At 40.7% G+C, this 10,490-nt stretch carries 8 protein-coding genes and 1 pseudogene; all 9 read right to left on the bottom strand.

Annotated elements, in window-relative coordinates; translation table 11 throughout:
- Positions 1–762 (bottom strand): annotated as a pseudogene (locus ACT3IB_RS15250) (hypothetical protein); the annotation flags it as partial.
- A 120-nt stretch (positions 763–882) separates the two neighbouring features.
- Positions 883–3,189: a hypothetical protein gene (locus tag ACT3IB_RS15245; RefSeq protein ID WP_491539887.1), complete on the bottom strand. Its 2,307-nt coding sequence runs from the start codon at positions 3,187–3,189 to the stop codon at positions 883–885.
- 11 nt (positions 3,190–3,200) lie between these two features.
- Entirely contained in the window at positions 3,201–3,887 is a 687-nt protein-coding gene (locus ACT3IB_RS15240; protein ID WP_491539886.1) for a hypothetical protein, read from the bottom strand.
- 171 nt (positions 3,888–4,058) lie between these two features.
- Entirely contained in the window at positions 4,059–5,057 is a 999-nt protein-coding gene (locus ACT3IB_RS15235; RefSeq protein WP_491539885.1) for a hypothetical protein, read from the bottom strand.
- 77 nt (positions 5,058–5,134) lie between these two features.
- Positions 5,135–5,302, bottom strand: a complete 168-nt coding sequence (locus tag ACT3IB_RS15230) for a tyrosine-type recombinase/integrase (RefSeq protein WP_491539889.1) — start codon at positions 5,300–5,302, stop codon at positions 5,135–5,137.
- 146 nt (positions 5,303–5,448) lie between these two features.
- Entirely contained in the window at positions 5,449–6,801 is a 1,353-nt protein-coding gene (locus ACT3IB_RS15225) for a sugar porter family MFS transporter (RefSeq protein ID WP_491539884.1), read from the bottom strand.
- Positions 6,802–6,814: 13 nt separating this feature from the next.
- Positions 6,815–7,759, bottom strand: a complete 945-nt coding sequence (locus ACT3IB_RS15220) for an ROK family protein (protein WP_491539883.1) — start codon at positions 7,757–7,759, stop codon at positions 6,815–6,817.
- 66 nt (positions 7,760–7,825) lie between these two features.
- Positions 7,826–8,938 carry a glycoside hydrolase family 130 protein gene (locus ACT3IB_RS15215; RefSeq protein ID WP_491539882.1) on the bottom strand — a complete coding sequence of 371 codons (1,113 nt, stop codon included), beginning with the start codon at positions 8,936–8,938 and terminating at the stop codon, positions 7,826–7,828.
- Positions 8,939–9,000: 62 nt separating this feature from the next.
- The gene (locus tag ACT3IB_RS15210) at positions 9,001–10,488 is read right to left on the bottom strand and encodes a RagB/SusD family nutrient uptake outer membrane protein (protein ID WP_491539881.1); all 1,488 of its coding nucleotides are present in this window, start codon (positions 10,486–10,488) and stop codon (positions 9,001–9,003) included.
- Between the last annotated feature and the right edge of the window lie 2 nt (positions 10,489–10,490).

Raw genomic sequence — 10,490 nt, 5'->3', positions numbered from 1 at the left:
TGTTTTAGTGCTGGTCTCACCCAGGGTAACCTCTCCGTAATCAAATGACTGATCACTAACACTTATCTTTGCCTCAGGTACCTCATAATAAATAGTTAGCTCCCACCAATCCACTCGTCCCGTATTTCCAGGGCTTTCATCTCTTGCTACTAAATACCAAGTCTGATTAGGCGTTTGATTATTACTGACAGAAGGTGATAAAGTTTGTTCAAAGGTTTCATTATATCCATCCCAATCATCCCCTGTATTATGGGAAGAAAGAAAGCTCGTGCTCCAGCTATCTGTACCTAGTTTGAAAGTAACTTCACTAACATCATCATGGTCAATATTTGGTCTAAATTCTGCTTTAGTAACTATTGCATTTGACGGAGCACCAGAAATACTAATTGGCGAATATACATTAGTTCCGTCATCGGGTATACTGTAATTAGAGGAATTGCTTCCGTTTAAATTATTTAATACAAAGGAGTCTTTATGCTTGTATCGTATAGAAATAGCTAGAATCTCATATTGAACATCTAACTCCTTTAATTGATTAAGCGCTTGATCACCTATCTCAATAGCATCTTTTTGATAATTGGATTCCTCAAACTTAAACTTGTTAGTGATATTCTTTGAAAAAGGACTAATTTTAACAATGTAAGTTTTTTCCCCAATCCCGTTATTTAGAGTAAATGCTTTTGCTTTATTTTGGAAAGACAAAAAAACAGAAAGCAATAAGATACAACTCAGTAGTGCTGTAAGAACAACTTCTCTCTTCATATTAAACATATTCCCCAAAATATAATCTGCGGTTACACTTTCTTAAATAAGTATTTATTAATTATTCCTTACGTTATAGTTAGACCGCAGAAAATTAAATCTCGCTACCTAAATTACTAATCAATCGCTATAAGAAGTACTATCTTCTCTCCTTACAAACTTCTTTCCATCCCAATAGAGCAGTGAATCTTTGAAAGCCTCAAAGTAGTCACGGTTCGGTATTTGATTAATTAAACCCTCTTCATAAAATTTTTGGGCCGTTGCATCATATCCATCTGAAGTGCCGATATTTCTAACCCGAAAACTATAATCGAAAAAGTAGTTTAGATAGGCATGAGGTTTTTCCAATCTGTTTTTGAACGGAAACCTCGTATCATTTACTTGTGCATCAATCAAAAGCTTATCAGGGATGACACTAATTTCTACTACTCTATTGCTCCGAATTTTACTTTTGATTGATTTCCCCAATATGGTAGGTGGTATAGCTAAATAAATAATTGTTTTAGCAGATTCGTAGTCTTTTAGTTCATAGTTCTTATTGTGTGGTAAAACGCCTTTCATTTCGTTGTGATCTGCTGCAGCAAGAAATGCTGCTTCTAAAGAATTAGATACCCCTCCAAAAACAATTTCTTGCTCTGAATCTTCATCCAAATCAGCCAAACCAAAGTCATAAATATGACCAGGATTTACCAAATGGCCTCTTTCTGTTCCGGTCTCAGCATCAATAATGGAAAGTATTCCAGGAAAAAAAGGCGAATGATTAAATGACGCAACTATTTCGGATCCATTATTTTCCTGAAAATCCACCATTTTCATTTTACCAATCTGAAAAGAGGAGGGCAGGATATTTTCTTTATTAGGAAAGTAGAGCTCATATATAACAGGATATGACCATAGTAGAGTATCTGCCCCAAGCTCTTTTGCTTTAATAGTGCTATAAGAATCATCCTCAAACTGAGTACCCCAAAATATTTCATTTCTCCCATCTCCAGTAATATCAGCAAAACCCACATTGGCTTTGTTAGGGGTTTGTGGCTGTTTGGCGATACTAACCGTCTGTTTGTTCACCTCTATCGTTTCAAGGAGCTGACCATCAATATTTTGAATGTGTAACTTTTCACCCTTGTAAATTCCAAGAGCCGGATTTTTATCAACAGGACCATACCATAATGCTCCAATCATAAATAGCAATGCCATAATGGTACTTAACCCTGCAATGCTGAACTTATTTTCCCAAGCTCTTTTAGCATAAAATGTTGAACGACTTATCTTTTCACTGCTTACAATACGACGGTCAAAGATAAAATTGGAAAAGTTGTCGAGTCCTATAATTGAAAGATCTCTATGTGGATACTTTTGTTTTAGGTGATCATAAATCTCTTCAAATCGTTTTTTTTGGGATTCAGGAACCACTAAGTACTGTATCCAAGAGAAAAAAGCCGCATTTGTTTTTTTCTCTATGCTATCTTGATCAACACCTTCAATTTCCCCGGGGCTTCCAAACTCACCCGTCGCGGCAATATAGGATGCTGGAGTAAATCGTTTCCTGTCAGAAATATGATCGCAGATCGAACAAAAAGCAGATATAGCTGATGGGAGTTCGGAAGAGCGACCATGCTGTAATCCAAGCTTAAGATGATAAGAAAACTGAATGTGAAAATAAGTGTCCACAACTTCCGGATATTCTTCCTTCAAAAGTTCACGAACCGAAGAAACCATGTATGTTCTGTGTTGGCTCCGACCCTTTTCAGCTCCCACCACTGCATAATAGTATTCATAAAAATCTTCTTCCTCTTCACTTCCTACTACTCTGGCAGAGAGTTCCCTGATGCGACCAGATCGTATTTTACTTTGAGTGTTTTCTACAACCGGCACATAAATTACCTTTCCCTTGTTATCGTTTATTTCACTCCACCATTGCTTCACACCTGTCAACAGCTCAAGTAGTTGTTGGTCCTCGCTTGTTTTCAAGGAATCAAGAGTTTTTTGGATCTGAGCCTTAACATCCATACCAGCTGAATTTGACTCACTGGAATAGATATTATCCGAGTAAGCAATTTCTTGGATTCCTTTCTCCAGTTCTCCCAGGCAGGCAAAGAGGAAAAGTAATGACTGTTGAAGAGAGGCTTGGATTATCCTGAAATTCTCATTCTCCCGGACCTGAGGTAAGGCCTCCTGCAACTCATTGAGCTGATTATTCCAGTTTGCAAAAACCTCAGGATTTATACCTGTTACACTTAGAGGATTAGCAAATTCCGGCAAATTCTGTACAATCTGTATGCAATAGGTATCATAGGTGGAAAATTCCTCTCTTATAAGATCTAAAAAGCTTCCGGCTTCTTGCCACTGATTTCTATATGAATAAGAGCCCTCCAAAATATCAATGAGCTCTGCGTAGCGTCTCTCTACATGAATAGGATTGGGCATAGTCTGGAATTTTATTCAAAAAACCAACAGCTCACACTCTCTTGTGATCTCTCAAAACTGATTTGCAAACTGTTGTCTGAACCAAAATGATAAACCTCACAGTCGTGCTTTTCTCTTTCAACAAGCATTCTGCTAACCTCCTTTGTAGAAACGGATTTCTTAACCATTATACTATTTGATTGATCTTCTTGCTTCTGTTCAATCTGAAAACCGTTTTTCAAAAGCGGCTTACCGAATACTTCTTTATTTAATTCTTGAGAACCAAGTTTGAAAAACCCAATGGGTGAGCGCAGTGATAAGGTGATATTCTCCCAATCTATGGCATCGAGCTTGCTGCTTGAGTCAAAGGTAATATGCCTGCTTTTGTCTATCACAAAATCTGTGATTCCATCAACGCTAAGAATAAAAAGCTCATCTTCTTCAGGCTCACCTTCCCTTATCAAATGAAACTGATACTTTTCCTTGGAATGCTTATACAATACCCGAACTACTGTTCGCTCCTCTTTAGAAACAAAGGTAGCAAGGGTCTCCAGAGAATCACTTTTCCTTTTCTTAGATTTTGCGGCAAGTATAAGTGGACGATGTTTTTCACTATTAAGCGACTGGTGTTTAAATGGAACCAATGATATGACATGCTTCTTCCCTGCCTTACCTATATCATCAAGCTCTTTATAAAAAAATCTAAACCAGTTAGCCAAATCCTGCAATTCCTGTGAATCGGATATGGCTTTCCTTATCGCTTTCTTTTCAGTTTGGGAAAGCAATTTCGGAAACCGGACAAGTTTTTCGATATGGTCTTCCGTGATATTATCCAAGAGCTAAATATTCTTTATTAAATATTCCTAACAATCCTATGATACTGCAGACAATTATACCACTTTTTTTATCCGCCTAATCATCTCACTTCTAACAAGCTTTACCATGTATTCCAAATACTGCCGATGATTATCGCGATATTTTGATTTTGTTAGTTCCGGCATATGCTGTTTAAGATTATTGAAGTATCCATCACCCAGCTTACTTTCTATGATGTACTTGTGACGCAATATATTTCTGATCGCATTCATGTAGGCATCAAACTCATCTTCTGAAATCTTTCCTTTTGTTACATAGGTCTGATAGAATTGCTCATGATATCGATCAATTGCCTCCTCCAAAAACTGTTGGAGCTCGCCATTTAAAAAAAGAGGTTTCTTTGGAAAAACCTTTTCTCCCTTTTCTCCATGACTCTTTACATAAGTCCTCCGAATAATTCTGGCAAGTTCCACTAAGGGGTAAATATTTCTATAAAGATCTTGGTTATTGAAGATGAACTTTATCTCATTCATGACCTCCACCATATTCATTTTTGTACTCACCCGGTGACATAGTTTTATCTCGATAAACTCCTGTGGCATCAACGGTTTACTACCAGCTGGATCAGCTTCAAAAATAACGTGATTCGCAGTATCAATTCTATTAACGGTGAAAGCTAACTGGGAAGCAGCATTTTTAATATTTCGAATAATTTTACTGAGGGAAGAGTCGTAATTGCCAAATATCCGAAATAGTCCGTCATTTACCTTGCTGAAAACCAACCGCCTTGTTTTGATCTTCAATTCTTCTTCAGATATGGCTTGGTCATTTATATCATTGAAATAGGTTTCCAACTCCACAAAGCTGCCTTGCTCATCTCGCTCAAACAGATCAGCAATACAATCCCAGGCAAGATCCTCAAGATTATCATTCACTTCGTTCAGATAATAATTACCTGAGGCCACTTTGGATTTCAGATAGACCAAAGCAATGTTTTTACAATGACGAGCAAAGTATCCAATCCCCGCCTTATTACCAGCCAATATTTTTTCTAGCGCTTCCCTTGTATCCATTTCTCCCATTCCTAAGCCGACTCTTGAAAACAACTATCGGAATAGCCACTAACAAATGCAAATAAGGTTAATGGATTCTAATCAATACCCTTCACTGCATTTTGCAAGTCTCGCTTACCCAAATGCTCATAGATCTGCGTCATACCAGTTGGTGAGTATGCCATGATTTTCTGTACCATATGAATAGGTACACCTTTACGAAGCAAGTTCGTAGCGCATGTGTGACGGAGTCCACGCAGATGAATCGTGTTCGGTACGTCATCAGCGAGTTGAACAACTCATACTTTCTCTAACTTCATTTACATTCCCATCATTATGTAACAAAGATGCACCAAATCTATTATGCTTGATAACATGACTAAAAATGATAATAGAATACTTGAGTATATTCTTATTCAGAAACCTCAAATTCTGCATCAGCAGGCAGTAGCTCCTGCTCGAGTTCTTCCAACGTTTTATTCTTGGTTTCGGGCATCAGCTTCCAGACGAATAGAAGTTGCAATACCATCATAACGGCGAAAAAGGCAAAGATGGTCCCACCTGAAAAAGCGCTCAGGACCGTTGGTGTTATTAATGTGATAATAGCCGCGCAAATCCAGTGGGTACCCGAACCAAGCGACATCCCATAATCTCGTACCGAGTTAGGGAATATTTCTGATATGAACGTCCATATTACAGCGCCCTGACCAATGGCGTGAGAAGCAATAAAGGCACTCACAAAAAACACCACCACACCCGCTTCTGCTCCGCTATAGAATCCCCATGAGACCCCCGCAAGCGATATGATGTATCCGAATGAACCGTAGAACATCAATACTCTACGTCCCAATTTGTCAATGAGATACATACCCATCATGGTAAACAGTAAGTTTACAATACCAATGGGAACCGAAGCGCCTAGTACTTCTGTAGCAGCCAATCCTGCCTGCTCAAAAATGCGAGGAGCATAATACAGTACAAAATTAATCCCCGAGACCTGATTAAAAAAGGCAATCAAGAAAGCCAACAAAATTGGAAAGCTAAACTTCTTGGAAAAGAATACATCCTTTGATGCCTTATTCACCGAGCTTTTAATCTGTGAGAGCAGTTCCTCTATATTTTCTTTTGGATTGAGTTGCTTGAGTATTTTGCGGGCCCCTTCATCATCATTCTTTTTGAGGGCCAACCAGCGAGGACTATCCGGGATGCCCAATACCAACAGGGAATACATAGCCGCGGGGATAACTTCTACGCCCACCATCCAACGCCAGGCAGATTCATCTATGTACAACCCAATCAAATAGTTTGATATGTAGGCCACCAGTATTCCAAAGACAATATTAAACTGATAGGATGCAACAAGGCCGCCCCTTTTGTCGGCAGGAGTAATTTCAGAAATATAAATAGGTACCGCTACTGATGAAGCTCCTACTCCGAGTCCACCAATAAATCGGGCAAATGAGAAAAAATACGGATCGGTTGCTAAGGCGGAACCCAATGCTGACACCAGATAGAATAGCCCAATCCAGAACAGTGTTGTCCGCCGGCCCAGTTTATCACAGGGAATCCCCCCCAGCAGTGCCCCAACAACGGTTCCCCATAAGGCCATGGACATAATAAATGTACCATGAAATAAATCACTGGTGTTCCATAGCTCTTGTATAGGACGATCCGCGCCGGAAATGACGATCGTATCAAATCCAAACAAAAAGCCGGCAAGGGATGCCGCTAAAACCGAAAATATTATTGACTTGGGTTTTGCCATACTGTGATATAATCTATGTTAAACTTGTTAAATACGCTGCTCCTATTACCCCAGCAGCATCTCCGAGCTTGGGCTTTAATACCGGAGTATTAAAATGATCATTGAAAATATGCTCTTCTATTTGTGATCGGCCATCGGTGTAAATACGATCAATATTACTTACCCCTCCACCCAAGACAAACACGTCAGGATCAAGGACATTAACAATGACCGCCATGGCCTTAGCAAAAAAATGAACTAACCGGTCTATGGTTTTTCGAGCAATAGGGTCCTCACCATGTTCTGCCCGGCTTACAATTTCCTTTAGCGTTCGCTGTTCTCCTTTCTGCTCCTCATAAAATCTTTCCAACGCTGTTCCCGAAATGACCTTTTCCACACACCCTTTGGTCCCACAGAAACACTCGTATCCAGACTCATCCAGAAAATTATGTCCCCACTCCCCACTTATACCATGTAATCCTCTAATCAACTGATTATTGACCACAACGCCGCCACCAACACCGGTGCCCATAATTACTCCAAATACCACGGAGGCATCGGGATACTGTTTTCGTACCACTCCATGGCGCGTTTCAGCCAGTGCAAAGCAGTGGGCATCATTAGCCATTTCAACTTTAACATTTAGCCGCTGCTCCAAATCAGCCTTAATGGGCTTTCCATTTAAGCAAACAGCATTACTGCTGTTTTTAAGCTGAGCTGTTTTGGGATCAATAATTCCGGGCGTGCCAATACCGATATGCAGCGGGGTTTTGGAGAGTTCATCAGACATTTTATTGACTAGAAACACGATTTGACTCAATACGTGCTCGTACCCCTCACTTGCTCCGGTGGGAATTCGATCCCGGAAAAGTATTTCATTATTCGAAGGGTCAAGTACGACTCCTTCAATTTTGGTTCCTCCGAGATCGAGCCCCCAAAGCAATTGTTGTTGCGCAGAATTATTTTTACTGGCTTGCATCTATTACTTCTTAAAATGAGTTGGCTAATGCTCGCTTATACACCAAATAAATTGTTATCCTTTTATTTACTTTTCAGCAGGGTCCCAAGAAACGACTCCTACACGCGAGTCTGCAGTACCATAATAGATGAACCATTTATCCTGAAAATGAACCAACCCTTCCAAGAAAGTAGTCCCGTTTTTGTACTGCCCGGATTTCTCAAAATCTTCCTGGGGTTGTATAAACGGCTTATCCAAGCGATCAACCAACTTTTCAGGATTATCCAAGTCATAGAGCGCCTGGCCACCTGTATAAACACTATCGGGTATAGAGGGATCGCCGCTTTCTCCGTCATTGCCGGCATTATAGATGACCAAGATGCCATCATCCGTAATTAAGGCAGGAGGACCAGCCTCTACCAACCAAGAATCAAAGTGCCCGTCTCGAGGCGTTAGTACCGGCTTAAGTTCATCATTATCATTTTGAACTGGTTTCCAGTTAATCAGGTCGTCTGAGGTAGCCAACCAAACTTTAGGAACGCCCCAGTACATCCAATACTTACCTTTGTGTTTCTTAGCAACCAACTTGTCGCCCTGGCGCTCGGAAAGGATAGCACCTGATTTTGACTCCATATCGTTATATTTGCCATCATAGGCTTCCTCGAAAGCGGGGCCATGCTTTTCCCAGTTTTCGAGATCAGTAGAGGTAGCTACTGCAAGGCGGGGAGTGTCCCGATTCCACTGGGTATAGGTCATGACATAGTTACCACCCTCAGTCTCAACAATGCGCGGATCTTCGGTACCACCCGGCCATTCGTATTTTTTCTGATCATCATCGGCTGGATAAAAAACGGGGTCATCCCAACGATCAAAGTTAAGCCCGTCTTCAGATACAGCCATGCCCAACCGTGAGGTATGCCCTCCGATTTCCATTTGACCGGTCAGATCTTCTGCCCGATAAAGGACATGGACTTTATCATCTTTTACTACCGCCGCAGGATTAAATGTTGCCATCGATTCCCAATGCAAGACACTGTCTCGCATGGGGCATTCAAAGGTCGTTTCACTATTCGGAGTAATAATGGGATTTACACCATCCGGTCGTTCGAATGGACCAAAGGCCCAATCGTCTTGTTGCTCTACTCCCGATCCCGAACAGCCGACGATGGCTACTAATAGTACTATGAATAATTTTTTCATTGTAACATGTTTAGATTTAATAATATTATGTCCTTATAAATTCAGAATATTCCCTGATGGCATTAATAGCCATCGTTCTGCCTCATCTCTCCACCAGACTTGTCAATTTCGGTTTGCGGAATTGGGTATAGCTGATGATACGGCATAAAGCTTTTGCCCATATCCGTTAACACTTCTTCAGCAATGCCCCATCGTTTCAGATCATTAAAACGCTGCTGCTCAAAACCGAGCTCAACGCGGCGTTCGTGTTCTAACCAATCTCTTATTTGCTGTTCATCAGTAGAGTTTTCATCACGATCAGGCAAGGTGCCTTGAGGGGGTTGACCTCCATCAATAGTGGGGGTTGTACGTGCCCGTTCCCGAACCTGATTGATTTTTTGGACAGCCTGAGCATAATTGTCTGTTTCAAGATAGGCTTCAGCCTTCCAGAGCACTACATCAGCCCAACGAATAAAGATTCTATTACTGGGTGCATCTGCATTACCTTTGTATTGATCGTTCGTTGCTCCGAGCAGTTTATAAATTACCTGATCATCAACGTTAACCGTATAATCAAGGCGCGGATCATCCTGCTCAAACTCATTTACAAAATTATCCGTCGGTGCTATAAAACCCCATCCCATAAGTGCTCCGAGACCATTTCCTTGACTGGGCGTTTGATTCGCTTTGTGGTCATAAGCGAAAATGACCTCATCCTCCTGAAATTCCTGATCAACACTAAAGCTGTGGAAATAATTTTCGTTGAGGCTATAATATCCTAATCCCTCCAGCTGATTAATGATATCAATAACGTCTTGCCAGTTCTCATTAAACAGGGCCACTTTTGCCTGCATAGCTATAGCAGCACCTTTAGAAACTCTCCAAGGCTCACTATTGCTGGAATATTTTTGGTCGGGCAACAACTGCTCCGCCTCAGCTAAATCCGTCTCGATCTGACTCCAGACCTGCTCTGCTTCAACCCGCTTGGCTTGTTCAAATGCACTATCAAAATTTTCCAGAGGCTCCAAAATAAGAGGCACACCACCGAAGTTATTGACCAGATCAAAGTAGTAAAATGCTCTTAGGAAATAAGCCTCTCCCAGCAATCGATCTCTAAGATTGGAATCGATATTTATCTGGCTGATGATTTCCTCATTCGTTAAATCACTTATTGCCCTATTAGTACGTGCAATACCTTCATAATTATAACTCCATATCCCCTGAAAGGCCTGGTTTGAAGCGGTAAAGCTAAAATTACCCACACGATCCATCCAGGCTTGATCGCCATCGGGCTGCCACTTTTTATTCATATCGCCGGCAGCAATATCATGGAGAATAAAGTCATTTCGGGTAACCTTTCCCTCTGCCCAGTTCCATTGATCAATAATGTTCAGGGTGTTCGAGAGTAACTGGTATGAAGAGTTAACCGAAGATTCAACCGTTTGAACTGATGGATCCCTATCTATTTGATCCGGTGTAATCTGTCCAATCGGACTTTGGTTAAGGGATGAATCACATCCTAAACCAAGTATCAAAACGAGTACAAGTATTTTTAGATTGATAAATTTCATAA

The organism is Fodinibius sp. GM21 (assembly GCF_058386955.1).
Note: the sequence above shows the minus strand (reverse complement) of the source record. Positions and strands in the feature narration are given on the sequence as shown.